This window comes from Mesorhizobium sp. M7A.F.Ca.CA.002.05.1.1 (assembly GCF_003998335.1).
Classification (GTDB): domain Bacteria; phylum Pseudomonadota; class Alphaproteobacteria; order Rhizobiales; family Rhizobiaceae; genus Mesorhizobium.
This window is the reverse complement of the sequence record NZ_RZQI01000928.1, coordinates 1-2,287: the sequence shown is the minus strand read 5'-3', so window position 1 is coordinate 2,287 and position 2,287 is coordinate 1. Positions and strand designations below refer to the sequence as shown.

At 60.6% G+C, this 2,287-nt stretch carries 2 protein-coding genes and 2 pseudogenes; all 4 read left to right on the top strand.

Translation table 11 applies throughout. The features are described 5' to 3' along the window. A pseudogene (gene truB / locus EN939_RS30655) lies at window positions 1–149 on the top strand (tRNA pseudouridine(55) synthase TruB); the annotation flags it as partial. Between the two features lie 44 nt (window positions 150–193). After that, complete coding sequence (corA, locus tag EN939_RS30650) at window positions 194–1,288, top strand: magnesium/cobalt transporter CorA (protein WP_127270701.1); 1,095 nt, start codon at window positions 194–196, stop codon at window positions 1,286–1,288. 140 nt (window positions 1,289–1,428) lie between these two features. Beyond that, on the top strand, window positions 1,429–1,740 hold the full coding sequence (gene rpsO, locus EN939_RS30645) for a 30S ribosomal protein S15 (RefSeq protein WP_269470859.1): 312 nt from the start codon (window positions 1,429–1,431) through the stop codon (window positions 1,738–1,740). Window positions 1,741–2,018: 278 nt separating this feature from the next. After that, window positions 2,019–2,287 (top strand): annotated as a pseudogene (locus EN939_RS30640) (polyribonucleotide nucleotidyltransferase); the annotation flags it as partial.

Below are 2,287 nucleotides of genomic sequence, written 5' to 3'. Positions count from 1 at the left end.
AGATCCGCCTTGGCAACCCAGTCATCATCCGCGGCCGCGATGCACCGGTGGAAGCCGAGGAAGCCTGCGCCACGGCGCGCGGCAAGCTGGTCGCCATCGGTGCCATCGAGCAAGGCATGTTCAAGCCCAAGCGGGTCTTTGCCGGGTGACGGCTCTCGTCTAACTTCAGTTCGACTCTACGTTCGAGGGGCACATGGCAAAGGCCGAAGCGGTGAACAAACGGGCGCCGGTGAAAACGCGCCGGCCGCCGGTCGGTGCGTCGCCTGGCACGCTGATCGCCGACCCCTCGGCGCGTCGCAGCGAACTCAGGCTGACGCTGATCTCGCCCGAAAAATTCAAGACCATCGAAAATGCCAGCATCGACGACCTCAACACCCATTGCGACAAATGGCCGGTCCTCTGGCTCGACTGCACCGGCCTCGCCAACATCCCGCTGATCGAGGAGATCGGCCGCATTTTCAGCCTGCATCCGCTGGCGCTGGAGGACGTCGTCAACACCGGCCAGCGGCCGAAGGTCGACTTCTTCGAGGACCATGCCTTCGTCGTCGTCAGGATGATCGACGACGTCACCTCGCATCGCTATGAGCAGATCGCCGTCTTCTTCGGCAGCAACTTCGTCGTTACCTTCCAGGAGCGGGAAGGCGATCCGTTCGATCCGGTGCGCAAGCGCATCGAAAGTTCGGCGCCCAACCGGCTGCGCGCCCGCGGCGCCGATTACCTCGCCTATGCGCTGATCGATGCCATCGTCGACAGCTATTTTCCGCCGATCGAGGCCGCCGGCGACACGGTCGACAGCATCGAGGACGAGATGCTGCATTCGCCGCACAAGCATCAGATGCGGCAACTGCATGAATTGCGGCGCGACGCCAACGTGCTGAAAGGCGTGCTTTGGCCAATGCGCGATGCGCTGGCGACGCTGATCCGCAACGATGTGCCCTATGTGAAGGCCGAGACCAAGATCTTCCTCAACGACACGCTCGACCATGCGCTGCGGCTGATCGAACTGGTCGAAACCCAGCGCGACATGCTGACCGGCCTGATCGAAATGCACCTGTCGCTGAGCCAGGCGCGCACCAACGACGTCATCAGCTATCTCACCATCGTATCGGTCATCTTCATGCCGCTCACCTTCCTGGTCGGCATCTGGGGCATGAATTTCGACCCGGAGTCTTCGCCCTGGAACATGCCGGAACTGAAGGCCTATTATGGCTATCCCTTGTCGCTGCTGTTCATGGCGCTTGTCGCGTTCGGGCTGATCGCCTTCTTCAAATGGAAGAAATGGCTTTGACAAGGATAAACCTGCCATTTTGGGCCTGAAAAGCCGGCTGGTGAATTGGGCTGGTGTTTTCCGGGGAATTGCACTATATGCGCCGCAGCATAGCGCTGTGACGCTTTGCTTGCACCGGCCCCTGCTGGACGACATCCCGGCTGAGGGCGACCCGTTTCCTCAAACAGATAAGGAAAAACACGATGTCGATTACTGCCGAGCGCAAACAGGAATTGATGGGTGAATTCGCAACCGCCAAGGGCGATACCGGGTCTCCGGAAGTCCAGGTGGCCATCCTTTCCGAGCGCATCAAGAACCTGACCGACCATTTCAAGGACCACAAGAAGGATAACCATTCCCGCCGTGGTCTGCTTGCTCTCGTCTCCCAGCGCCGCAGCCTGCTTGATTATCTCAAGCGCAAGGACGACGCGCGCTACCAGACGCTGATCGAGAAGCTCGGTCTGCGTCGTTGACGAATTGACCGGCGGGCTTTCGAAGGAGAGCCCGCCGGTCGCGCATTCTGCCAGTCGTATCGACTGGCCAGACCCGGTTTCGATCGTGCAGAGGGCACTCGAAACCGCCCATGGACGGTCATGGGGCAGGATTGCAGGACGCTCGCGCGCGCTCGCCGCGCCGAAATTACCCGAGCTTCCCGTTGTCTTGCCCGTGGCTGCCCGAGAAAGGAAGCCAGGGAAAGGGCATCCGCGCACCGTGAAACGGCGCGGCCCTTTCCTCATATTAAGGACAAGACATGTTCAATCACCACAAAGTGGAAATCGAATGGGGCGGCCGTCCGCTCATCCTCGAAACCGGCAAGATCGCACGCCAGGCTGACGGCGCGGTGCTCGCCACCTACGGCGAGACCAAGGTTCTCGCCACCGTTGTTTCGATGAAGGAGCCGAAGCCCGGCCTCGATTTCTTCCCGCTGACCGTCAACTACCAGGAAAAGACTTACGCCGCCGGCAAGATCCCGGGTGGCTATTTCAAGCGTGAAGGCCGTCCGAGCGAGAAGGAAACGCT

Excerpts from the sequence above, each read along its gene's own strand:
- corA (WP_127270701.1), top strand. The coding sequence starts at position 194 with ATGGCAAAGGCCGAAGCGGTGAACAAACGGGCGCCGGTGAAAACGCGC.